Origin of the sequence: Nostoc sp., assembly GCF_036917195.1 — a bacterium.
Taxonomy (GTDB): domain Bacteria; phylum Cyanobacteriota; class Cyanobacteriia; order Cyanobacteriales; family Nostocaceae; genus Nostoc.
In genome coordinates, this window is sequence record NZ_JBALDG010000022.1 from 71,335 (window position 1) to 94,469 (window position 23,135).

A 23,135-nucleotide genomic window follows, 5' to 3' on the forward strand; every position below is an offset into this window, starting at 1 on the left:
AAGTAGATTTTGAGCACAATGAAAATTCTCAAGTAAAAAATTCAAAATGAAAATGTAACATTTTGAATTTTTATCTTATTCCACTTCATTAAAAAGATGTTCCTCTAACAAAGGTTGCACTTGGCGAAACTCCTCTGGAGAAAGTAATTCAGGTTCACCTGTTTTTGCTATCCGTGCAAAAAACAACAGTGGATCAAGGGGTGTATAAATTGCATACTCCTGATCTTCATCATAGAAGCTAGCGAGTAGCTGTAATTGCTCTGGCTCTAAATCTGCATCTTCGTCTTCGATTTCTAAGGTGAAGAGTTCTGATTCTTCAACTGGCGGTAAATCACCTGCAACTGTCAAAGCGTAGGCTGTGTTCTTCAGTATCAGGTTCTGCTCAGATAGTACAGCTTGGGCATTAGCAAAAATTTGATCAATGGTGGTGTCATCTTCTACCAGAACCGCTTCTTCTTCCTCACCGTCACCTTCCCAAGAAAAAATTTCTACAGGTGAGTCTACAGGAAGAAGCAAAACGTATTCTTGTCCATCTACCTCCAGGGAATGCTCTATGTAACATTCGAGCGATCGCCCTTTGTCATCGGTTAAAGTGATGGAACCCGCATGAGCGTTATCATTTTCTTCAGGGAATGGAGAGGAAAACATAGCCGAAATGTAGAAATTTAATAAATACCAGCAAGTTTGGAAATCGCTTAACTATTTAATGACATATAATATGTCAATCAAATAGCTTTATACGTAGATACAACTGCTGGCTAATCGTTTTCAGAATATCATGTTAAAAGGTATCAATACTCAATAGCCGCCACTGTACTGCGGGAACTAGCACGCTTAACATCTAGCCATTGTTGTAAAATCAAAGCGGCTGCCTTGCGGTCAATCAAACCTTTATGGCGTGATGGGGAGCGGTTCTCAGCTATCAGCAGTTGCTCTGCTTGAAATGAAGTTAATCGCTCATCCACATATTCCACAGGCAGTTTTAGTGCTTTAGCAAGTCTTGTAGTAAATTTCTGAACTTGACGTGCCTGAAATCCTATTGAGCCATCCATTGAATAAGGTAAGCCCATAACTAGGATTTGCACCTCACGTTCATTAACTATTTGTCGGATTTTCTCAACATCTTGCTCAAAAGATGTACGATCAATTGTGGTGATCCCCGTGGCAATTAAACCCGTGCGATCGCACCCTGCTACTCCAATCCGCTTGCGACCGAAATCTAGTCCCAACGCTGAAATAAACGGTTTTGGTTGCTCTTGGGATATCACACTAATTCTCCTGCTGTGCATCTACTGATTCAGGAATCGGCGATGCTTCCATGCTAGGGTTTTTTACCGAAAAGTTAATCGTTTCTGACTTGCTTGGCAGTGGTTTCTCTGACGATGGCAGCTTTCCTGGTTGTATCCATGACATCCCGCCTGGTATCGGTTTACGGGTCGGTTGTAAACCTTGCAGCATATCAGTCCACTGAATTCCTTCTAAGGAGACAAATTTAGACTCCCGTAGCTTGTGCCACACAGAGCGAGACATAACTAATGTGTGTTCTATGCGTTTTGCTCCAATTCGTTCCAAATACTCTTCTCGCTCTGCCTGATAGTCTGAAGAAGCTAATTGTAACCCTTGCTGGGGAAAATCTTGAGCAATCCGAGCCAGTTGAGATAGTAACTCTGGATACAGCCAGGTGTAAGCAGGATGAACCGTCAGCGTTGCCACGTGGGGAACTTCACCCTTACGGTCAAGTTGCACCTGAAAATAGCCGATCGCAGCTTTGCGTTGGGGTTCAAATACGTAACCACTTACTACTTCTATTTTGGTCAGCCATTGCTTGACTGCATCAGTTAAAGCACCAAACAAACTGGTTTTAAAATCGCGGGTATTGCGGTCAAAAACCTGACGTACCAGAGGTGGCATAGATGCCGTATCAAGCTGATACAGCAACTGGGCATCAGCATTACTCACTGGCAAGAGATTGGGCAAATCTGGCTCTGCTTGTGCCAATTCAACCAATAATTCTGGCCTAATTTCCCAGTACGTCATTTCTGCCAGACGCTGGAATCCATTTTGTCGATATAGTGCTAGCGCCTCAATATCGTTGATGTTAACTTCCAGTAGCCAAGTGCGAGCTTCCAAAATCGATTCAAAGCAATGACGCAAAAGTTGCGAACCAATTCCTTGTTTATCGACACCACGCTCCAACAAGACTTGATCAATGCGCCAAGTGCTGTGTGTCCGGTTAAACGGTGACACTTGAATCATTCCTACAAGCATCCGCCCTTGCTCTGCTACATAGGCACAGAGGCGATACTGTAGCGGGTTAGGAAACCAACTCAAAAATTTGAGTAATCCATACCAGCGACGCAGCCTTTGCATCTGGCTTATAGCAAAACCTCCTTTTTGGGGAGTATGGGCTGCGAATGACTCTTGAGTTATGCGCTCAATCCCGTCCAGATCCCGGTATTGGACTGGTCGGATAATAACGCTGAGGTTTCGGGGAAGTAATGAAGTCATTTTAATTCGAGCCGCCATTCAGCCTACTAACTGCTCTTCAAAGGAACTGCTGCAATAATATTAACTAGTTTCTGCCCCTTACTATTGCGCCAAAAGGGTGATTTTAGTAACTCAATACTTAAAAAAATCAGAAAAAGCAGACCTTGTGAGAACACCATTGGCATTGACCCAACAACATCTGCCTTTATTTTATTTGAATTTTGATTAAAATTTGTATGTATTTACAGCCCTTGTCGAGAAACTAGCTTTTCAAAGTGGGCTTGGGTTTGATGGAGTAATTGCTGGCGACTATCTACCAGTGTTTGCTTCAGGGTTGGAACAAGATTGCGAGCTTGCAGAGTCATATGAAGTTGCAGGTTGGCGACATATTCACTGAAATCTTGATTCACTTCATCTGCGCCCGCATCCGTTAATAAATTTGATTCCATTGCCACTGTATTCTCCTGTGTTAATCCTGTGCTGTCTCTCTTCATCACCAAAAATTATCACGTTGTTTGGGCTAACTTCTGAATTTGCAATGAAGTTTAACGCTTTTTAGGGATAGCGATCGCTCTAGGGTTTTCATCTGCCCATTAAAATCTCAAACCAACACCACCTTGTACGGCGATCGCTGTACCACCGCTGTCACGGTAGGCATCAAAAGCAATGATGGCGTTGCCAAAAAGGACAGTATTGCTATTTGGGATCATATAATCAATGCCCGGTTGTAAAGCAAAGCTAATTTTGTCCCCCACAGGAGAAGAACCACCACCACCAGCCAATACTAATCCAGCACCCAGGTAGGCATCAGCCTGCCAGTTAAGGGGGAAATCGTAAGAAACCGTTGGTACAACTGCCGTATTATTACCAATTAACACTTGGGCACGGAGTGAAATTGGCGCTTCCAAAAGCTTGTAGCGTCCCGCTATAACCCCCCCGAATTGGATACCATCAGTAAAACCAATACTGGGGCCTATACCGATATAACTGCCATAGGCTACCTGAGCTTGTGCTGGTTTAGTACTCGCCAGACTCAAGACCAAGCCAGCCCCTAAAACTGAAACCAAATATGGAATATACTTCATAACCGAACTCCTCACACCATTTTGTTATTGGGCATTGGGCATTGGGAATAACTCTTCTTCTCCCTCATCCTCCCCTGCTCCCCGGTCACTGAGCGTAGCCGAAGTGCTGCCCCTCTGCTCCCCTGCCCCCCTCCATTCTACGGGCAACGGGGATGAATACCTCCTTGAGTACAAATGTACGCTAATTGCTTAGCATCTAAATTTTTGGCTTGAGAAAAATCAACGCCTTGGACTACGGCAGATACTGAGCCTAAATCTGGAGTTTGGACAAATTGATCTGCTGGATCTTGTTTGCTAGGGGCGAGAATTGCCCCCTTAAAATCTGCTCCTGCCACATTTGCCCCTCGTAAATCTGCAAGACTCAGATCGGCATTTTGCAAGTTGACGTTTTCCATCTGGGCAGAGCGTAAAACAGCACCAGCCAGACGTGTGGCGCTCAGGTTAGCATTACTGAGATTAGCACGATCTAAATAGGCTCCTGATAAATCTGCCCCTTGCCAATCAGTGTTAGTTAAGTTGGCAAAGGATAATTGTGTTCCAATGGCAGTAACGCGACCTAAACGCGCAGCGTACAGATTGGCTTCGTTCAATTTAGCGTCGCCTAAATCTGCTCCAGTCAAGCTGGCTTTTTCCAAAACTGCGTTTCGCAGATCGGCTCCTACTAGTTGGGTGCTGTTGAGTTTAGCGTCAAATAGACGCGCGTTGGATAAGTTGGCTCTGTTGAGAGTGGCGCGGCTCAAATCGATCCGGTTCATCAAGACGCGACTGAGGTTAGCATCAGTAAGATTGGCTTGCTGCAACTGAGCTTGGCTTAAATCAGCCATCACATCGTCGTAGGTATCCCAGCGTCCATCCTCACCCGCACTCCGGAAGCGGCTACCCTTCAAACTGGCTTGGTTAAGATTTGCAGATTTTAACTTAACTCCTGATAAATCAACATTGTCTAATACCAAGTTGAAGAAGGAACTTCCCGGAGTACCGCTTTGACCTAATTGGGTGCTACTAAGGTCAACGCCCTCGATTTTACCGCTGTAAACAGAGAGAATCTTATTGATCGTCCGCTGGTTTCTTTGTAGCCGCCCTTGCCGCAATTCCCGCTCTTGGCTTGCAGTACTACCCACAGACTCCAGTTTCCCCACCAAAAACAGATTCTTATTTTTTAGTTCTGGGATGGCTTTGGGCCCGACAGTTGTCAAAGCTTGTTGAATCGTATCCAGCAGGCTGGGGTTGGTTTCGCTAACTAAGAGATCCGCCAGAAATTTAATGGACTGTGGGTCATTAAGACCACCCATAGCCAGAATTGCACTTTGGCGTTGCTCGTTAGTCGCCCCAGAGTTGGGACTTAATTGTTTGACGAGTTCGAGGAACTGTTGGCTGTTGATTTGCTTAGTTGCTCGCTGGGATTGTTGAATTTGGATATAGACTTGAGTGCCGATTAAAGTTGCCAACACAGCAGTCATGCTTGTAAGCCCTACCCCAAACAAAGTCAGATTAGGATTTTGCTGTATCTGCCGCCATAGATTAGGTGACTGGTTGGTTTGGGCTACTGCTAATTCTTCATTTCCCTCCTGCCATTCTTCTGCTTGATCATTACTGCCAGCAGACTGAGCTTGTCTGTTGTTAGCTAAGAGTGAGGATGGCAAGGGGCGAGCCGCATCTATTGTATAAGTGCCTGCAAGTTGATCATGTAGTGCGCGACGCCCCCGGCGCGATGGTAAGCCGATCCCTTCACCCACAATCATTAACAAAGACAAAAATGTGAATAATCCTAAATTAGGAAAAGCAAAGCTGTAGCGCCACAGCAGATAGGCGATAGAAATGGGTACAGTCCAACGCCCAACTCCTTCTCTAATTACAACTGCCCCCAATCCGGGTGGCTTGCCTTGCTCGTTGACAACCCGTACTTTTAACCAACGTTTAGGAATTGTGCTACCAGTCTTAGCCAGTAAATACAATTGCCACCACGAGAGAGTTACAGGCGCTAACAGGGCGATTGTCCACAAAATATTAGTCGGCCATGCTACGTTACGGATGCCATAGCTCATAGGCAGAGCCAGGGGTCTAGCGATCGCTCTTTCGGTGACTACCAGTATGGGGTTAAGTGGCACTCGATTAAAATCGCTTCTAGAATTGGCATAGACACCAATGCCGAAGGGAATCAACCCACTGGTAACTACTAGTGTGATTTCAGCCGCCCAAGCAGCAAAACGCCTACTTGCTAGTAACAGCGAATTGGCTCTTTCCGGTTTTTTTGACTGACCAGATTGATTACTTCTGTTGACAATTGGTGTCGTCATCGCATAATTCCCTTTGACATTATTTCTACGCCGCGATCGGCACAATTAAAATAGACTAAGCTAATCAGCAAAAACAAAAGCATATTGAAATAGAATTTAGGAGTCATAAGTCAGAAGCCTTTTGTATTCTGGCTCCTGACTCTCATAACTCTAGCCAGAGTGCAAAGTAAATGCATATCAACATCAATTATTGCTTACCTTGAAAGCTACTAGACGCAAAAAATTTGTATCCAACATACACTAACATTGCCAAAAATGCCAGACTAATTACAGATGCAACTAGTTTAAACACTGCTTGCAGCATCGCCAAACCTACTAGCACCGTCACACCCGAAACTACCAGCTTTTTCGCCCCAGATAAGCTGTTGAACCAAATCTGAAATCGCTCCAGTTGCAAGTTCAAGTTGGCAAAAACAGACTGACGTATCTGTTTTTGTTCTTGTGGTTGGGGAACCACTTTAGGCGAAGAATTAATCTCTGCCTCTAGCTTATCGAGGCGACGCTGCAAGTCTTCTTCTCTTTGAGGATTCATCAATTTTTTCTACCTCAGCTAAATCACTTATTCGACAGCAAACCAATCAAATTCTATTTTTGGTGCTTGTCTTAGTGATTTTAGCTAATGTCTGTGTGTGCAATGCCTTTCTGACGGGTAAAAATTATGATGATTTATGGAAGATTAACGTGTTACGGATTGAAGTGCGAAATGTCCGGTGAAATCTTTTGGTGCAAAAGCGCCACGGAACATAGATAATTTGCACGATTGATGGTCTCTACACCCATCAATCTTCACAAACAATCCTTAAATGAATGGTATTGCTTTATACGACAGCTTTTGGAACCAAGACGGATTGCTGTCGTCTATTAAATCAGACTATATAACATTGCTCTAGAAAAAATCTGGAGCATTAATTAAAATGAAAACGCTTAGGCTACTTACAAATATTGTTCCCACAGCTTTGGCGATGAGTTTAGTTTTCACTGAAGCTAATTTGGCACAGACACCAACAATCCAAATTAATCGAAATCTCCAATCAGATCCACTGATTTTGAAGGGAAAGTCTGGGGGAACAGTCAAAAGTAATTGTGGCAATATTACTACTGAACCTAGTCAAGTGATCCAGGTTACAGAGTCACTACCTTATTTGCGATTAACAGTAGAGAGTCAAGGCAAGCCAACGCTGTTGCTCAACGGGCCTGGGGGGCGCTTTTGTGTAATGGCAGATAGCTACTCTGGAGGCAAGTCAGAAGTTTCGGGTTACTGGCAGGCAGGAAAATACTCGCTGTATGTGGGCGAATTATCCAAGCAACAGTATAGCTACACCCTCTCGATCTCGCAACAAACAAAATAAATAGTCATTTGACCAGTGAGCAACAACCCTTGACTAATCTTCCAGTGATTGGGCTGGAACTTCGACAGCAGTGACATCAATTGTGCCTTCTGGTGCGAAGCGCTGGAAATGACTATTTTGTACTAACAGCGACTCTCCACAGTTAGGACATTGCAACTGACTGTTATTTAAACCTGTAAATTCATATCCACAGACGGGACACTGGTCAGCAACCAAGTTGCGTTGCAGCCACCAACGAAAGCCAAAAAAAGCCACAGTGGGTGCCAACAACAGCAACCCGAAAATAATTAGTAACGAATTAACCAACCAACCCAAGCCCACTGATGCCAGCAACCAAATAACTGCCAGTAGGGTGAGCCAAGGGCGGAGATTTAAAAGATTCAATTGAAATGACTTAAAGCTCATTTTTTAAATGTCGTCCTGCTATACAAAACTTGACCAAACTTTTTTAGAGCTAGTCATTCAACTAAAGAAAACTTTAGAGGGTCTGCTTCTTGTTTCAACCAAGGGAGTTAGCTCCTTCTTGTCCACAAGCGTAAATTCGGGTGTAGCCCACCCTACCTTTATCTTATTTTAACGAGTATTTTATTGAAGCTTTTAGCCATTGTTCATCCATTATTTTCAGCTTAGTTTTATTTTCCCTCCCTCTAGGATAGCGATTTTAGTCATGAGTCATTTGGACTTAAATGGATTTATTACTGAGGATAGAAGTATTTTTTGCAAGTGCTGTTGGAAGGCATTTATACCAAACAGAGCGATCGCTTGTTCTCGCAGCCACTCTCGATCACAGCGCTGGTCATCCCCTTGAAGCATTTCTATACAAGCCGCTACTACAGCATCAGGACTGCGGTGTGGTACTCGCCATCCCAGTTTACCATCTTGTAAGGGGTCAGCGGAGCCATCGTCGTCACCGGATAATACAGGAACTCCACAAGCCATTGCCTCCAGATAAACAATGCCAAAGCCTTCTTGCGAAGGCATAATGTAGGCATCAGCAAGGCGGTAATGTTCCATTAATTCTTCTGTAGCAACGAAACCAGCAAACACGACGCGATCGCTCACACCTAAATTTTTTGCAAGTTTAGCTAATCGCGGTTGGTCATCACCGCGACCAATTACCAAATATTTCACTTTTGGGAAAACCTGAGCGATTTGTGGTAATGCCCGAATCGTTACATCTACACCTTTGTAAATATCCCCTGACCATAACCGCGCGACTGTCATTAATACCTTAGCACCAGTTAAGCCATACTTCTGGACTAATTCTGGCTGCTTGCAACCAGGAGTAAATTTATCCCCATCAATTGCACAAGGCATCATCTCTACGATTTTGGGGTTTAGAGCATTAGCAAGACAAGCGCGATCGCGGCTGTAGCGACTAATTGTCCAAATTCTATTTGCTGATATCAGGGCGTGACGTTCTTGATTTTTCAGCGGTTCCCAGACTTCTTTGCCGTAAGTTAGTACGGTGTAAGGAATCCCCAAGGGCTGGCAAAGAGTTTGTACTAATACTGCTAAGTTAATATGACCGCAGAAAACTTGCTGCGGTCGGCTTTGCAACAGACACTTAAGTAAAGCTGCTGCCATTTGCAGTCTCCCCAAATAAGGAGACTGATTTTTAAAGTAATGAAATTTTAAGTTCTCGTCTTCAAACGGATTTAAGCTATCAGGACTATCTCGCAGCAAAAAGACTTCTGCCTTGTAGACTTGGCTAAATCTCAGATAGGCGCGAAAAATATCTTTTATATATGATTGAATACCACCTTCGTGGGCAAAAATTTCTAAAAACACAAAGACATGGTTAGTCTTTTTGTTAACTTTATCACCTGACTTTAGGTTTTCTGTCACTGTAGTGATACGCATGTTAGATTATTTACACTCGCGGGAAGGGCGCGATCATACCGCTTTGTAACCGCTCTAAATCTGTTTTTACCATTTTTTCTAAAAGTTCTTCAAAGCTCATTTGGGGTTCCCAGCCAAGGTTTCTTTTAGCTTTACTGCAATTAGCTACTAAGTTAAAATGCTCGTCTTTTCGCAATAAACTAGTATTTTGGACTACATAATGTGTCCAATCCAATCCGACAGACTCAAAGGCTGTGGCAACTAAATCTCTAACACTGTGTAGTTTACCAGTACCAATCACATATTCTTCTGGTTGGTCAATTTGCAACATTAGCCACATTATTTTTACGTAATCTACCGCAAATCCCCAATCGCGTTTGGCATCTAGATTACCCATTTCTAAAGTGTCAATTAAACCCAATTTAATCGATGCAACTGCCAAAGAAACTTTGCGGGTGACAAACTGAGGTGGCCGTAGAGGGGACTCATGGTTATATAAAATTCCACTACAAGCAAATAGTCCATAGCGCTGTCTATGATGCACCATCGTCCAGTGGGCGTGCATCTTGGCCGCGGCATAAGGATTTTTAGGACGAAAAGGAGTTTCCTCATCTTGAGGCGAACTAAATACATCGCCAAACATTTCCGAACTGCTGGCTTGATAAAACCTGGTAGACAACCAACCTGTCGTACTGCTTCCAAAAGCCTGGTAGCCGTACTAGTTATCAGATCCAGGGTTGCCAACGGGTCGTTCCAAGAGTCGGGTACAAAACTGGGAGCCGCCAAATTGTAAATTTCTTGGGGACGCAGCTGTTCAACTGCGGTCAACAGCGCCGCATTATCTCTCAAGTCAACCGTAAAAATTTCTACCTGATTTGCCAGTATTCCCAGTTTTGTCAAATTAGGTTGTCGATGCGGGGGTACTAATCCTACAACTCGGTAACCTCGGTTGAGGAGCAAATGGCTGAGATAGTAGCCATCTTGACCAGTTATTCCTGTAATTAGGGCAGTCTTAGTCATATGTCCCCTATCTCCCTCTATGAAGCACTAAATTGCACTTGTTAGAGAACAAAAATTAAGACTCTCAACACTGCTGACAAATCTTAACAAGAGAGCTAGTGTAACTCGAATGCTATCTTTACTGTATTCATTAATTCTTTTTATACAACAATATTCTTTGAGGCTTTACAAAAAAATTATAATCACTAAGCAATTTCACGTAAAAAACATATTACCCTAATTTACATCACATATTATTGAAAAAGAAGTACACCTTTATCAATCAAATAACCATATATTTGAGCAGAGACTCCTTCTGCTGATGCTTTTGTTTTGAAGTGAGTGGCTCAACTTTGGGCAAAATCTCCGTACCTCTACGTAGATATTTCTACGCACAACGATGACCAGAGGAGAAGTTCTGTTTGTCTTACTCCTAAGTATAATCAAGCTACGCGCAGCATTTCCAAGAGTTGACTAATACAGGTCGGCGTCAGTTTGCCTACCTTGAACAAGGGATTTTGCCCCAAGTCTTGTCAATTGAGATGGTAGGTTGATTAACGCGCCCGATCCTGGTACTCCTTCCCCAAAACCAAAAATTGGCATCGGAAGTATTCTACCTTTCTTTAGCCTTGACTGCTTCACTTTTACTTTTGTACTTCTACAGAGTATTTGACGATCAGGAGGCAATTTCTACCATCTGCACCACGTTCGTATACAACACGGTCAGCCAACCGCCGCAGGAGAAACCATCCATATCCGCCTACTTGCAGAGTCCCTGGGGCTGGCTCTGCGATCGCATCAGGATTGAAAGGTTTTCCATAATCCCAAATTCTAATCTCTAATCGGTCAATCCACAGATAAACCTTAATCTCAATCGTTGTTTCCGGGGGTAAAGCATGATGAGCGTGACGAACAGCGTTGGTAAAGCCTTCTGCTAATGCTAAATTGAGGCGATCAAGTTGGGTTTTTGACCAGCCAAGTTGAGACAAATGTTGCAGACAAAATTGCTCGAACCATTCTTGCACCTGGTTTAGGAGACTTAGTTCGCTCTTAACCGTCAGATGGTCTTGCTGCACTATACTAAGCATTAACTGTGACTTAAGTACAAGTAAACCCAAGTTGCTAGTTATTAAATTTTGCCAATAGCGCAAAATTTCTCTGATATAGGAAAATCTCAATTGAGATATAGATATTCTGTGTACCAAAATACAAAACATTAACTATTTTGGCGCTTCCAGGATTATAACTAGCAACTTACGTTAAGTAAGTGAAAAATGTTTGTATTTGGTGACTTTTGGTGATTTGAGATTTTGGCATAGCTTTTCAATCCAAAACTGAAAATCCCAAATGCAAGTTGGACTCTTAAAAAAGAATCCAGAACTCAGGAATCTTTTCGTGAAGAATTTAGAACCGCCACTAAATTCTTTTGCACCAAATTTTCAATTTGGCGTGGTGTTTCACCGTTTATTCAGGAGTCCTTCACTAAGCGTAGCAAGATCCCCGTAGGGGTACGGTTGACGCTGAAAGACTCGAAGAGGCTGCGCTATCCCCCACACTACTTGCTACAACTTTAGTGATATAAGCAAAGCAGTGGTTCCGCTTGGGTGATGACTCGTTGGCGCAGCCTCCCCAAGAGTTGAGGTTGGGCTGATGAATTGTTTATTGTTAAAATTAACGCCTGTAAATTTATTTCAAAAGCACATCTGCATATGCTCTTGAAACTCACAGGCGTCAAAGCACTTTGTGGTGACTAATTTAGAATAGTCCCAAGGTCAAAGATTTATCCAATGGCAAGGCAGCACCAATACCCAGCCACAGGGTGACAAGGGTACCAAAGAGGAATACTGTGGTTGCAACTGGACGGCGGAAAGGGTTTTGGAACTTATTGACGTTCTCAATAAAGGGAACGAGGATTAGCCCCACTGGTACCGAACCCATTGCTAACACTCCTAAAAGTTTGTTAGGAAGCGATCGCAAAATTTGGAAGACTGGGTACAAGTACCACTCTGGCAAAATTTCCAATGGTGTGGCGAAAGGATTTGCTGGTTCACCGTTCATGGCAGGATCTAGCACAGCTAGAGCCACGATTGCAGCGAACGAACCCATGATCACGATTGGAAAGACGTAAAGTAGGTCATTAGGCCAAGCGGGTTCACCATAGTAGTTGTGACCCATGCCTCTAGCGAGTTTGGCTCTTAACTGAGGATCGCTCAGGTCAGGTTTTTTTTGTGTTGACATTTTAAAATGTGCTCTCCTGCTTAAGTTAAATTAAAGCATTTGTGAAAGCTATCAGCTACTAGGCAACCCTAACAGGCGGTAAACAGCGTTTCTGTTTGTCTATCTCCGGTCAGCCGCCTGGAGGGTTTCTACAGCTTTAGGCTTCAGATACAAATGTTTGTTTTTGGAACTTATGTGCAATTAATTTCTTATGTTTCATAAGTTTAGAACAAACAACTTAATCTGAAAACTGATAAATGTTGCCTTTCGCTAATAGCTGAGATTACAAAGGACCGGAAATGCCTTGCTTGCGGATCATCAAGAAGTGAAACAGCATGAAGACTGCAATCAACCAAGGCAGCACAAAGGTGTGAGCGCTGTAGTAACGAGTTAGTGTTGCTTGACCAACACTCGAACCGCCGCGCAGCAGGTCGGAGATCAGAACGCCAACCACAGGAATTGCTTCTGGTACGCCGCTAACGATTTTCACAGCCCAGTAGCCAATTTGGTCCCAAGGTAAGGAGTAGCCTGTTACTCCAAAGGAAACTGTAATCACGGCCAGGATGACGCCACTTATCCAGGTCAATTCGCGGGGCTTTTTGAAACCACCTGTTAGGTAAACCCGGAAGGTGTGCAAAATCATCATCAATACCATCATGCTGGCAGACCAGCGATGGATGGAGCGAATTAGCCAACCGAAGTTCACTTCATTCATGATGTACTCTACTGAAGAAAAAGCTTCAGCAACTGTTGGCCTGTAGTAGAACGTCATGGCAAATCCAGTGGCAAACTGGATGAGAAAGCAAACCAAGGTAATTCCACCAAAGCAGTAAAAGATATTGACGTGGGGAGGGACGTACTTGCTAGTGACGTCTTCGGCGAGTGCCTGAATTTCCAGGCGTTCCTCAAACCAGTCGTAAACATTGGCCATACAATCTCAAGTCCCTAAGAATCGGTTGCGGTTGATAAATCCCGAAGTTCTAAATCGGCGACCAAAGTTCCGATAGACCCAAGCCTCGGCATCCTGCGGATTCGCCTTTAGGCTTTCCTGTTCCCCATTGGCGATAGCGTCTTTGCTGGAGTTGTCGTTACCGAGGAGTAGGGTAGCAGCAGAATTGTCTACGGACTTCTCAGAAGCCGCCGCTCAGACTTCTCTCCCAATTAGCAATTTTGGGATTTTAGTAAAGGAGAGTTTTTTTGTTTGCTTGTCAGCTTTCAGCGTGCTAAGAGTCTTCAGAAACTTTACACTCTGTAAAGAAGGAATATATTGCGATCTCTTTACGCCCCTGCACAGAAAAAGGTGGACACAAAGTAGATTTTATCCTTTGGTGAGTGAATACAACGCATCAGTTGAGTGAACAACTTGATGAGAGAAATGCACCACTTCTATAAAAAAAGTAACATAATCGAGAGATAGATTTCATCAACAACAGGGCAAGTGAGCATTTCTAGGCAATTTGGGTTGAGGTGGAATTGATAATGGGGTTCATGAACAAACAAGTTTTTCGGGTTGGATTTTCATTGTTAATGGCGTTTTGGCTGGCGTTTGCTACGCTCACCCAGCCAGTGATGGCTTTGACGACGGAACAAAAGCTGGTTTCCGAAGTTTGGCGAATTGTTAATCGCACTTATCTAGATGAGACGTTTAATCATCAAAACTGGGCGGCAGTCCGGCAAAAGGCTCTAGAGAAGCCGCTGTCAGACTCAAATGCCAGTTATGCGGCAATTGGGAGGATGCTCCAGAGCCTCGATGATCCTTTTACCCGCTTTTTAGATCCAAAACAGTACCGCAGCTTACAGGTCAATACTTCTGGGGAACTGACTGGGGTAGGATTACAAATTGCCCTAAATGCTAAGACTGGGAAGTTAGAAGTAGTGGCTCCTATAGCAGGTTCACCAGCAGATAAAGCGGGGATTAGACCACACGATCGCATTCTCAAAATTGAAGGCACCTCCACAGAAAATCTCACCCTTGATGAAGCAGCAACTAAGATGCGTGGGCCGAGTGGCAGCCTTGTCACTCTCCTGATCGAACGGGATGGAGAGGCAGAAACAGAAATTAGGCTAACACGCGATCGCATTGCTCTTAACCCTGTGGTTTCCGAATTGCGTGTTTCCACTGAGGGTACACCCATTGGCTACCTTCGCCTCACTCAATTCAATGCCAACGCCTCAACGGAATTGGCACACGCTATTTCTAGTCTAGAAAAAAAAGGCGCTGCTGCCTACATTCTCGATTTGCGAAATAATCCTGGGGGACTATTGCAATCAGGAATTGAAATCGCTCGTCTGTGGTTAGACTCTGGCACTATTGTCTACACTGTTAACCGACAAGGGATTCAAGGTAGTTTTGAAGCGTCTGGATCAGCCCTGACAAACGCTCCTCTCGTTATTTTGGTAAATCAAGGAAGTGCCAGTGCTAGTGAGATTCTCGCCGGCGCACTGCAAGATAACGGTCGTGCTCAGTTGGTAGGTGAAACCACCTTTGGCAAGGGACTAATTCAATCCTTATTTGAATTGTCAGATGGCTCAGGCTTGGCAGTCACAATTGCTAAGTACGAAACTCCTCAACACCGGGATATTAATAAACTAGGTATTAAGCCAGATAAAGTGATTTTTCAAGACCCAATTAACCGCGAACAGATTGGCACCCCAGAGGATTTGCAATATCAAGCAGCGGTGGAACTTTTGGTTAAAAACTCGGTGATGGCCAAAAAGGCATAAAAAGTTAGGAGTTAGGAGTTACTTAGGGATTTCCAAATAAAAAATAATCAATCGTTTTGGTAAGCAGGGGAAGCAGGGGGAGAAGAAATCGGATAGTCGTATTGGGTTATAGGAATTGAGTAATTTAATTTTTGGAAGTCCCTTAGGAGGTTGCCTTATTCCTAGTTATAATTGGGAAGCGTAAAAAGTTAGGAGTTAGGAATTAGGAGTTACTTAGGAAATTACCTTGAAAATATTTTATTTCTGCGATCGCTTTGCTCCTCCCATCAAGAATTTTACCCTTCACTTGTTAACTTCTCCTCTACCCATTCTGAAAAATCACCCTCAAAACCAGAGTCTTCCCAGTACATGCAACAGCTTTTTGTGCTGAACTTGCTTTTTCTCAGTAACTATGAGATATTTTGTCTGAGATTGAAAACACTGTATTACTATTGAATTACTGTAAATTACTGCTAGGTAGCAGGGTGTACAAACTTTTTGACATGAATTTTAGTTTTTTCAGAAAGCATCGACTGTTGTTTTTTATCATAATTTTCTTTGAGCTTTTTTTCAGTAGTACAGTAATTGCTGCCAACTTAAAATTATATTTCGCTGCTCAAAACTCTGGGTCAGTACAATTAGCAAATCCTCAAGCTATTACGCTCGCAGATCAACAAGTACCTGTAGATAAATTACTAAAATTGATCCAGCAGCGATTGCTAATTGCACATGATGTAGCCCGGTGGAAATGGAATCACAAACGTCCTATTGAGGATCTAAAGCGCGAACAAGAGTTACTATTAAAGGTTAGACAACAAGCAACAACCCATAATTTAGAACCCGATACAGTTGCAGCATTTTTTCAAGCACAAATAGAAGCAGGAAAACTCATCCAAAGAGTTGATTTTCAAAACTGGCAAAAGCAAGGCATTAAATCTTTTCCTAACGTGCCAGACTTAAACCAGACATTGCGACCATCGTTAGATAAATTAAACACAGAATTTGTCTTTGCCTTAACAGAACTGACTCCTGTTCTACGTTGTCCGCAGATACGGGAATTAATTCAGTCACGTTCCCAGGTGATTATTCAGGGAGATGGTATTGATCAGCGAGTACAGAGCCTAGCAATTTCACCCCTACTGCAATTTCAAAATGCTTCTTGTAAAGTTGGTAACTTTCGTTGAGCAGGCTAGAGACATACCTAATGCCAATTATGTATGAAGATACGCCAAATTATGGGTTTCTGCTGTCAGGTTGTCCATTTTTTTAAGGTCTAGAACTTACGCATCGTACATAAGTACTACACGAAATTTGGGTGTTTCAGTCATATTAAGCACTTATGGGTCGCAAATATGCGAGTAAATCAGGGTTATACGAAGCGCCTAAAACAACCGAATATCGTCTTGCATATTATGGTTAATTTGTACAGTGCGTAAGTCCTAAGGTCATCAAGGTACTATCCAGCCTTTCTTTTCAGCCTTTGATAATTATCCATCCGATTGAACTCCCTAAGCTAACTGCTGCACAAAGGCTTGGTGTTCGACAGAATTCACCCTTGCTTGCAATACGCTTAACACCTGTTGCATATCACCCGCCAGCAAGGCAGATTGATCTAACCACAATCCTGGAAAAACTTGACTTTGAATCACACCTACCTGATTGGAGTGCAGACAAAAACTCTTGTTTTTTGGCTAGAGATGCTTCAGCCTGTTTTAATTGTGCTAGTGATGCTTGTAATGACTGGGATTTTTCCTGTTCTTAGGTATACAGTCAGGTGTTTTCTAAAGAAATTGCGACTTGAGCGCAAAGTAAGTTGAGCAGTTCGACGCGATCGCTGGTAAATGCTCCAGTTGCTAAATTATTTTCTAAGTACAACATGCCCAGCAACTTACCTTGATGCAAAATCGGGCTACACAAGACACTCTTGGGCTGCTGTTGCTGAATGTAGGGGTCATTGATTAATTGTGGATGCACCGTGGCATCAATAATCACTGCTGGTTGTAAGCTGCGTTTGACAGTATTAATTAAGCTAACTGGCAGATCAACAGAGTCTTCAACAGGCTCTGGATTGAGCAACATTGGGTAAAAATTGATGTGGGTAATTCCCTTGTTCTGTAGAAAGGAAAGCTGTGCTGACGCCTGAATCAGTAAACGACCTGACTCCAAAAGCATGAACACACACTTATCAGCTCCCGCATTTTCAATGACAATATGCAGCAATACTGAGAGCAGTTTTTCGAGTTCGATTTCGCCAGAAAGGGTTTGGGAAACTTTGAGAATGGTAGCTAAATCCAAAGCAACAGAGGCGCTGCTACTACTAGAAGTGGCAGAACTGGTAGAGGTGACACTTTTTAATGTAAAGATAGTTTCGTTGGTTGAGAGGGGAGAACGGGTTTGCTGGAGGATGGGGGCGAGTAATTGGGGATAGCGTTTTTCTAGGTCGGCGACTTTGGCTTTAGCACCCCAGCGAGCATAGCCATAGTAGGCTTGGGTCATATAGTCTTGAGCAATCCGTTCTTTGCCCCAGTTGAAGTAAAATTTGGCGGCTAGTTCATTGGCAAGTGCTTCTTCTTGGATGTAGCCTTGTTCTTTGGCTCCTTTGATGGCGCGATCATAATAGTTTATTGCTTCTGCCCGATTGCCTAAGACCCGATACCGCTCGGCTTCCACCAAATCAAATTTGTGTTGAAAATTCATCGGTGCATGGGCTGCCCAGTAGTTGAGTTTTTCTTGGTTAGCAGCGATGCATTCCTTTATCTGCTGCTGTTCTGGGGCTGAGAGTTGCCCAAACCATGCTAGTTGGGCTAAAGACTCATAGAAATGAAAGATGGGTACATATAAAAAAGCAAGGATAGCATCCAAATACTGTCTTGCCTGCCCAGCCTGTTCTACGGCTTGTTCAAACTCTGAAAACAGATAGGACACAACCAGTTTGTTAATCCACAGCAATGCTAATCCGGTGCGATCGCCCGTTGCTTGATGTAATGGAAGTTGATGCTGTTCATCGTAGGCTGCACCGCTCAACACCACAACGTCATCCGCATCCCCCATTAAATTCAGCAGAATTTGTCGAATCAACTGGGAATAGGTCAGAGTTAGATTTTGCTTGAGATACTTGAGCGCTTCACAGTATTCGACAATTTCCGACTCTAGTTGCCTTAAGTTCTGCCCTGTAAAATAGGAGTAAAAACCGTAGTTATACGCAGAGTAACCCGCGAAAGCCAGATCGCCCACGTCTAAACAACTATAATAGGCAATCTGTAAAGGGTGTAATGTTTCACGCAGGTGCATTTTGCAATGCTTTGTGTACACACAGACTATTAATAAAGTTTTCCCCTTCAATTCTGAATTTTGATAACGTGATAGCAAGTCGAGGGCTAACTGACCAAATTCATAACCTAATTCAACGTTTCCCAACACACCACACATCAATATCGCATAAGAGGCATAGCTAAAGGTCGAGGTTGATTCATTGCCATACACGACGGACAGATAAACCTTTTTTAAAATCACCAGTAAATACAGCAGTGGCTGATACACATAAGCAGAGGGTGCTACCGATGTCAAAATTCGAGCCGCCGCCAGGATGTTCGCATCCATTGCTTCGCTGAGGTTGAGTAACTCGGCAGGTAACCGCTCTCCAATCACATCTGAGACGTTACTAAAGGCATTCGCCACGTCGTCCTGGGTAGGCGCTGCGGGCAGTTCTATTCCCAATTGCTTTAAGATGGCAAGTGCTGCGGCGATCGCTTGGGCAAACTGACCCTGAGCAGTTAATGCCTCAATCTTCACCTCATAAATGCTGATTTGATCTAATGGAGTTTTGGCGTGGTTTAGGACAAGGCTAGCGAAGCCTGCCATCTGCTCTAAGTCACCGCCCAGATAGGCGGCTTCTGTGGCGACTTGATGGAGTGCTAGGGTCAACTCATACTGATGCTGCCAACTATTTTGAGTGAGTAACCCAATACCCATCTGGGCATATTTGCAGGCGGCAGTATAGGCGATCGCTGCTTTTGCCTTGCGGCTTGCCATCAGGTTGAACTGGGCGAGCGTTAGACGTTCTGCGGATTGGAGCAATTCAGCCGCAATGTTGAGTTGACTGACGATTTCAAAAATGCGTTCTTCCCGGTTGCTTTCAGGGGTGTTACTCAGAAGTAACTGTCCAATCTTTAGGTGAACGGGTTGTTTTTCTTCGGTGGTAATCAGGGAGTATGCCGCTTGCTGGACGCGATCGTGCAAGAATTTGTAAACACAGGTGTCAACCTTCTGTACTGATGTTTGGATGGGAACTGATGACTCGGTTTGATAAAACTTGTAAACCTGATTGGTTGGAATGATAAATCCTTCTTGCAATGCTTTCCACAAGTCCGAAGCGGTTTCTGTCTGCGACTTCTGATAAACGATCGCCAGCGTTGCTAAATCAAACTGATTGCCAATACAGGCTGCCAGTTTAAGTATCGCTTGCGTTTGGGTGGGCAACTTTTGCAGTTGAATTGCCATGAACTCTACGACATTATCCGTTAGGGCAAGCGATGTCTCTTGACTCGTCGCTGCACCTCTGGGCACAAGTGCCAGATCAAATTGCCACAAACCTGTATGCCAATCAAAGGTAATTCCTCCTTCCTCATGTAATACCTTGAGAAACTGGGTTGTAAAAAAGGGATTCCCTTTGGCTTTTTGATAAACTAATCCAGTTAACGGCAGGGCAACTTCTGTTGAACAACTCAATGTATCGGCAATCAAACCATTCACATCAGTCTGACTCAAAGGAGCTAATGTAATGGTGCTGACTGTGGCTCCCTTCTCAATCTCTTCCAGGGTAAGCATCAACGGATGAGCCGCAAATACTTCGTTATCACGGTATGCGCCAATAATTAACAGATAACCCCTCAAGGTTTCATCCATCAACAGCCTGATCAAATTCAGGGATGCTGAATCTGCCCACTGTAAATCGTCGAGGAACAACACTAACGGATGCTCTCTTGTGGTGAATACCTGAATAAACTTGACAAACAGCAAATTGAAGCGGTTCTGTGCAGCATTACCTAATAATTCTGGTGCGGGCGGTTGCTTGCCAATAATCTGTTCTAATTCTGGAATCACTTCAATCATCACCTGTCCACTCTCAGACATTGCAGACAGAATCTTGTTTCGCCACTGCTCCAGTTGAGCATCACTTTGACTTAGCAACTGTACCATCAAGTCGCGGAAAGCTTGCACAAAGGCAGACAGGGGAATGTTGCGATTGAACTGGTCATATTTCCCTTTAATGAAGTATCCATTCCACCGGACGATGGGCTTATGCACTTCATTTACCACGGCAGTTTTGCCAATGCCGGAGAAACCTGCTACCAGCATCAATTCTGATGCACCATTGGCAACCCGCCCAAATACCTCCAGCAAGGTTTCTACTTCCGGTTCCCGTCCGTAGAGTTTTTCTCTGATTAGAAAGCGATCGCTATTATCGTGCTGTCCTAAATCAAACCAAGTATGTTTGCCTGTTTTCCACCATTGTTTTAAACAGGTCACTAAGTCATATTTTAGTCCCAGCGCACTCTGGTAGCGGTCTTCGGCGTTCTTCGCCATCAACTTGCAGATGATCTCTCCCAGCATCAAGGGTATTTCGGAGTTGAGATTACAGATAGAGTCAGGCTGTTTGGCGATATGGCAATGCACTAACTCCATCGGCTCGTGGGACTCAAAGGGCAGTTGTCCACTCAGTAGTTCAAAGAAAGTCACACCTAATGAATAGAAGTCGCTGCGGTAGTCAATGCTCCGGTTCATCCGTCCAGTTTGCTCTGGCGACAAATACGCCAGTGTTCCCTCCAGTCCGTTGGGACTTTGGATCTCTTGGGTTTCTCGTGGTAAAAGTGAGGCAATACTGAAGTCAATCAGCTTAATTTCTCTGGTATCAGGATGAATCAGGATGTGGGCTGGCTTGATGTCTTTGTGAATGACGTGCTGTTGATGTAACTGGTGTAAAGTGTCTATCAGTTGCAGCGCAATGGGGAGGAATTGCTTTAAAGTCAGTGATCGTCCTTGGCTAAATTCCCGTAAGGAAATGCCACCAAAGTCTTCCATGACTAGGGCGTAGCCGTTTTGATAGAGTTCCAAGCTGTAGGGTTTAATGATGCTAGGAATATCTAGGTTTTTGGCGATCGCATATTGGTTACTAAACTGTACTAATTCGCTAAAACTGGGGTATTCTCGTTTTAAGAGCTTGATGATGACTAATTGGCGATCGCATTCTCGTACTGCCCGATACACTTGAGTGCGAGAACTTGAATAAAGTAGCTCTCTGATTTGGTAACCAGCGATCCTTATACTTCCATCAAGTTTTGCGCTCATAAATTTTTACGAGAATTCCCTGGACTAAGGTTAGAATTCCCCAGAGAACATCTTTTTTAACTTTAATTTTACACCAGTATCAACAACCGTCATAGTTTAAAAACCTATAGCTAATATTGCATTCCTCTATAGAATTATCTTTTCAAGGTGACTCCTAAAATCTATTTTCTTTCTCTAATATCTCTGTATTTAGTGCACCTTAAAAGTAATTTATTCAAATACAAAATTACACGAAATACAGAGTAAAGAGATTAAAGAGAAATTTTTTGACCAAAATTTTTACTCACCTTGAAAGGGCTAGTACAGCACAGCATAAATAAGTCACCCATTCCAAATCAACGAAACGCTTACGCTGTATTCATTTTGACTTTTGACTTTTGAATACGTGACTTCGGCTTTGCGGTACTAGTCCTAACCAATTATGTATGAGGTTGCATAGAACAAGGGGATTTTGCCCAAGTCTTACCAAGCCTGATTTTGTCCAGTTTCACAAAGAATTGGTATAAGTCCTATAAGTTAACAAACGTTGGAAAATTTGCATTGGGGATTGAGAACTTAGGATAAGTCTTTGAACTCCGTGAACGAGTCTTTGATACTCGTGAACGAGTCTTTGATACTCGTGAACGAGTCTTTGAACTCCGTGAACGAGTCTTTGATACTCGTGAACGAGTCTTTGAACTCCGTTAACGAGTCTTTGAACTCCGTTAATCAGTCTTTGATACTCGTGAACGAGTCTTTGAACTCCGTGAACGAGTCTTTGATACTCGTTAACGAGTCTTTGAACTCCGTGAACGAGTCTTTGAACTCCGTTAACGAGTCTTTAAGCTAGATAAATGTTAAATTAAGGGCTGTATCCGCAGCAAATCTGGTAAATCTAGAGAGGCGAGGTGTTGATAAGCTTGATTGATGACACGCTTGCCTCTGAGAAAGCCTGTATTAGCTCCGGGACAAATGTACCTGAGAGTTTCTGGTGTAAAATCTTCTAATAATAACCGAAGACTGTTAATTTGTCGGGGCCAATGAAAGGTTTTTGCTGTCCGTAATGGTACTGGTTCACCCTTCTGATTAGGAACTAAATGACGCCCTGAAAACAATATACCTCCAAGCTCACTGTAGTATAGGCAAGATGAGCCGGGAGAATGACCTGGTGTCCAAATAACTTTGACTACTGCATCAAGAGTAAATTCCTGCCTAAAGGTAGTTACGGTTAAGCCTGGTAATAAATAGGCTTCTTGTTCTTGAATCAGGACTTCGCAGCCAAAGGTTTGCTGAATTTCAGCCGTCTTGCCAATAGCACCTCGATGGGTGAGAAATAACCAACGTATGCCTCCATGCGATCGCAAAAAATCTTGATTTGTTTGATCTAAAGCAGGACAGTCTATGAGGATATTGCCTTCATTTCTTACAATAAAATAAGACGTTCCCCCTAATGTGTCCCGATTGGGTGCAAAAGCAAAAATACTCTCCTGTGCGAAGTCCGATTGTAGAGAACTTCCGCTAGGAACTTTGTCAGGGAACACAGGCCGTGGTGGCTTAGTTGTATGACTTGGCACTTGAGGTGAAGGGCACATGATAAAAGAGCCGAAACTGAGGAGTTGTAGACAATCTGCTTACAGTGTGGAAATTCTCAAGAATTGAAACTTAAGCGTTTAACTAGTACAGCACAACGTAAATTCAGCTACCATCTCAGATTAACTAGATTTGAGGCAAACCCTTGTTAAAGGTAGGCAAACTGACGCTACAGTGTACTAACACTGTTAACCGTTCGTAAATAAAATTGGGATTTGAGGTCTGCCTTGTAGTTAATG

The 23,135-nt window shown here is 43.4% G+C and carries 19 protein-coding genes and 1 pseudogene; 4 read left to right on the top strand and 16 right to left on the bottom strand.

What is annotated here, in order from left to right:
* Positions 1–75 precede the first annotated feature (75 nt).
* The 7 genes from V7K40_RS07845 to V7K40_RS07875 form a co-directional block, all read right to left on the bottom strand.
* Positions 76–648 (bottom strand): DUF3727 domain-containing protein, encoded by a 573-nt coding sequence (locus V7K40_RS07845; protein ID WP_334958308.1) that lies wholly within the window; start codon positions 646–648, stop codon positions 76–78.
* A 143-nt stretch (positions 649–791) separates the two neighbouring features.
* Positions 792–1,268 carry a Holliday junction resolvase RuvX gene (gene ruvX, locus V7K40_RS07850; protein WP_334958310.1) on the bottom strand — a complete coding sequence of 159 codons (477 nt, stop codon included), beginning with the start codon at positions 1,266–1,268 and terminating at the stop codon, positions 792–794.
* Position 1,269: 1 nt separating this feature from the next.
* Complete coding sequence (locus V7K40_RS07855) at positions 1,270–2,526, bottom strand: GNAT family N-acetyltransferase (RefSeq protein WP_334958312.1); 1,257 nt, start codon at positions 2,524–2,526, stop codon at positions 1,270–1,272.
* 203 nt (positions 2,527–2,729) lie between these two features.
* A complete protein-coding gene (locus V7K40_RS07860) occupies positions 2,730–2,936 on the bottom strand; it encodes a hypothetical protein (RefSeq protein WP_273769525.1) in 207 nt (68 codons plus the stop codon).
* 144 nt (positions 2,937–3,080) lie between these two features.
* On the bottom strand, positions 3,081–3,572 hold the full coding sequence (locus V7K40_RS07865; RefSeq protein WP_334722779.1) for a hypothetical protein: 492 nt from the start codon (positions 3,570–3,572) through the stop codon (positions 3,081–3,083).
* A 137-nt stretch (positions 3,573–3,709) separates the two neighbouring features.
* Positions 3,710–5,869, bottom strand: coding sequence for a pentapeptide repeat-containing protein (locus tag V7K40_RS07870; RefSeq protein ID WP_334958315.1), 2,160 nt, complete (start codon positions 5,867–5,869; stop codon positions 3,710–3,712).
* 187 nt (positions 5,870–6,056) lie between these two features.
* Positions 6,057–6,401 (bottom strand): hypothetical protein, encoded by a 345-nt coding sequence (locus V7K40_RS07875; RefSeq protein WP_334958318.1) that lies wholly within the window; start codon positions 6,399–6,401, stop codon positions 6,057–6,059.
* 382 nt (positions 6,402–6,783) lie between these two features.
* Here V7K40_RS07875 and V7K40_RS07880 point away from each other — a divergent pair, with 382 nt between their 5' ends.
* On the top strand, positions 6,784–7,218 hold the full coding sequence (locus tag V7K40_RS07880) for a hypothetical protein (RefSeq protein WP_334958320.1): 435 nt from the start codon (positions 6,784–6,786) through the stop codon (positions 7,216–7,218).
* 33 nt (positions 7,219–7,251) lie between these two features.
* On the opposite strand, the gene V7K40_RS07885 is transcribed toward V7K40_RS07880, so the two are convergent.
* The 6 genes and pseudogenes from V7K40_RS07885 to V7K40_RS07910 all read right to left on the bottom strand — a co-directional run bounded on the left by V7K40_RS07885 (position 7,252) and on the right by V7K40_RS07910 (position 13,207).
* Positions 7,252–7,623: a hypothetical protein gene (locus V7K40_RS07885; RefSeq protein WP_334958322.1), complete on the bottom strand. Its 372-nt coding sequence runs from the start codon at positions 7,621–7,623 to the stop codon at positions 7,252–7,254.
* 267 nt (positions 7,624–7,890) lie between these two features.
* Positions 7,891–9,081: a glycosyltransferase gene (locus V7K40_RS07890; RefSeq protein WP_334958324.1), complete on the bottom strand. Its 1,191-nt coding sequence runs from the start codon at positions 9,079–9,081 to the stop codon at positions 7,891–7,893.
* Between the two features lie 10 nt (positions 9,082–9,091).
* Positions 9,092–10,080: pseudogene (locus tag V7K40_RS07895) on the bottom strand (GDP-mannose 4,6-dehydratase).
* Positions 10,081–10,703: 623 nt separating this feature from the next.
* On the bottom strand, positions 10,704–11,147 hold the full coding sequence (locus V7K40_RS07900) for an anti-sigma regulatory factor (RefSeq protein ID WP_334958326.1): 444 nt from the start codon (positions 11,145–11,147) through the stop codon (positions 10,704–10,706).
* 667 nt (positions 11,148–11,814) lie between these two features.
* Positions 11,815–12,297 (bottom strand): cytochrome b6-f complex subunit IV, encoded by a 483-nt coding sequence (gene petD / locus V7K40_RS07905; protein WP_298918393.1) that lies wholly within the window; start codon positions 12,295–12,297, stop codon positions 11,815–11,817.
* Between the two features lie 262 nt (positions 12,298–12,559).
* Positions 12,560–13,207, bottom strand: coding sequence for a cytochrome b6 (locus tag V7K40_RS07910; RefSeq protein ID WP_298918390.1), 648 nt, complete (start codon positions 13,205–13,207; stop codon positions 12,560–12,562).
* Between the two features lie 548 nt (positions 13,208–13,755).
* Here V7K40_RS07910 and ctpA point away from each other — a divergent pair.
* Positions 13,756–15,000, top strand: a complete 1,245-nt coding sequence (gene ctpA / locus V7K40_RS07915) for a carboxyl-terminal processing protease CtpA (RefSeq protein ID WP_334958329.1) — start codon at positions 13,756–13,758, stop codon at positions 14,998–15,000.
* Positions 15,001–15,515: 515 nt separating this feature from the next.
* Positions 15,516–16,163, top strand: a complete 648-nt coding sequence (aroQ, locus tag V7K40_RS07920; protein WP_334958331.1) for a gamma subclass chorismate mutase AroQ — start codon at positions 15,516–15,518, stop codon at positions 16,161–16,163.
* Positions 16,164–16,487: 324 nt separating this feature from the next.
* Here the strand turns inward: aroQ and V7K40_RS07925 are convergent, their stop codons facing one another.
* Both V7K40_RS07925 and V7K40_RS07930 read right to left on the bottom strand, forming a co-directional pair.
* The gene (locus tag V7K40_RS07925) at positions 16,488–16,628 is read right to left on the bottom strand and encodes a hypothetical protein (RefSeq protein WP_334958333.1); all 141 of its coding nucleotides are present in this window, start codon (positions 16,626–16,628) and stop codon (positions 16,488–16,490) included.
* A 121-nt stretch (positions 16,629–16,749) separates the two neighbouring features.
* Positions 16,750–21,327, bottom strand: a complete 4,578-nt coding sequence (locus V7K40_RS07930) for an AAA family ATPase (RefSeq protein WP_334958335.1) — start codon at positions 21,325–21,327, stop codon at positions 16,750–16,752.
* A 577-nt stretch (positions 21,328–21,904) separates the two neighbouring features.
* On the opposite strand from V7K40_RS07930, the gene V7K40_RS07935 reads away from it, so the two are divergent.
* Positions 21,905–22,156, top strand: coding sequence for a hypothetical protein (locus V7K40_RS07935; protein WP_334958488.1), 252 nt, complete (start codon positions 21,905–21,907; stop codon positions 22,154–22,156).
* Positions 22,157–22,163: 7 nt separating this feature from the next.
* On the opposite strand, the gene V7K40_RS07940 is transcribed toward V7K40_RS07935, so the two are convergent.
* Entirely contained in the window at positions 22,164–22,898 is a 735-nt protein-coding gene (locus tag V7K40_RS07940) for an MBL fold metallo-hydrolase (RefSeq protein ID WP_334958337.1), read from the bottom strand.
* Positions 22,899–23,135 lie beyond the last annotated feature (237 nt).

Excerpts from the sequence above, each read along its gene's own strand:
- V7K40_RS07900 (WP_334958326.1), bottom strand. The coding sequence starts at position 11,147 with ATGCTTAGTATAGTGCAGCAAGACCATCTGACGGTTAAGAGCGAACTA.
- V7K40_RS07880 (WP_334958320.1), top strand. The coding sequence starts at position 6,784 with ATGAAAACGCTTAGGCTACTTACAAATATTGTTCCCACAGCTTTGGCG.
- petD (WP_298918393.1), bottom strand. The coding sequence starts at position 12,297 with ATGTCAACACAAAAAAAACCTGACCTGAGCGATCCTCAGTTAAGAGCC.
- V7K40_RS07855 (WP_334958312.1), bottom strand. The coding sequence starts at position 2,526 with ATGGCGGCTCGAATTAAAATGACTTCATTACTTCCCCGAAACCTCAGC.
- V7K40_RS07885 (WP_334958322.1), bottom strand. The coding sequence starts at position 7,623 with ATGAGCTTTAAGTCATTTCAATTGAATCTTTTAAATCTCCGCCCTTGG.
- V7K40_RS07930 (WP_334958335.1), bottom strand. The coding sequence starts at position 21,327 with ATGAGCGCAAAACTTGATGGAAGTATAAGGATCGCTGGTTACCAAATC.
- V7K40_RS07890 (WP_334958324.1), bottom strand. The coding sequence starts at position 9,081 with ATGCGTATCACTACAGTGACAGAAAACCTAAAGTCAGGTGATAAAGTT.
- V7K40_RS07870 (WP_334958315.1), bottom strand. The coding sequence starts at position 5,869 with ATGACGACACCAATTGTCAACAGAAGTAATCAATCTGGTCAGTCAAAA.
- V7K40_RS07875 (WP_334958318.1), bottom strand. The coding sequence starts at position 6,401 with ATGAATCCTCAAAGAGAAGAAGACTTGCAGCGTCGCCTCGATAAGCTA.
- V7K40_RS07865 (WP_334722779.1), bottom strand. The coding sequence starts at position 3,572 with ATGAAGTATATTCCATATTTGGTTTCAGTTTTAGGGGCTGGCTTGGTC.
- ctpA (WP_334958329.1), top strand. The coding sequence starts at position 13,756 with ATGGGGTTCATGAACAAACAAGTTTTTCGGGTTGGATTTTCATTGTTA.
- V7K40_RS07940 (WP_334958337.1), bottom strand. The coding sequence starts at position 22,898 with ATGTGCCCTTCACCTCAAGTGCCAAGTCATACAACTAAGCCACCACGG.
- V7K40_RS07845 (WP_334958308.1), bottom strand. The coding sequence starts at position 648 with ATGTTTTCCTCTCCATTCCCTGAAGAAAATGATAACGCTCATGCGGGT.
- V7K40_RS07860 (WP_273769525.1), bottom strand. The coding sequence starts at position 2,936 with ATGGAATCAAATTTATTAACGGATGCGGGCGCAGATGAAGTGAATCAA.
- V7K40_RS07910 (WP_298918390.1), bottom strand. The coding sequence starts at position 13,207 with ATGGCCAATGTTTACGACTGGTTTGAGGAACGCCTGGAAATTCAGGCA.